At 51.0% G+C, this 255-nt stretch carries 1 protein-coding gene; it reads left to right on the forward strand.

Annotated features, from left to right (window positions below):
• Positions 1–255: DEAD/DEAH box helicase (locus KMS84_RS44735; RefSeq protein ID WP_256921639.1), on the forward strand; the 255-nt coding region annotated here is incomplete at both ends.

A 255-nucleotide genomic window follows, 5' to 3' on the forward strand; every position in this document is an offset into this window, starting at 1 on the left:
CTCTATATCAGCCCACTGAAGGCACTCATCAACGATCAGTGGGACAGACTGAGTCGACTGTGTGAGCAACTGGATCTCCCTGTTGTGGCATGGCACGGTGATGTGTCAGCAAGCAAAAAACACAAGTTCCTCAAGTCTCCCAAAGGCGTTCTGCTGATCACACCTGAGTCTCTGGAAGCATTATTCTTAAACAGGGGCTCTAGTTTGGCCGGGCTGTTCCAGAACCTGCGTTACATCGTGGTCGACGAGCTACAT

The sequence above is a fragment of the Streptomyces hilarionis genome (genome assembly GCF_024539675.1).
In the GTDB taxonomy this organism is placed as follows: Bacteria; Actinomycetota; Actinomycetes; order Streptomycetales; family Streptomycetaceae; genus Streptomyces; species Streptomyces hilarionis.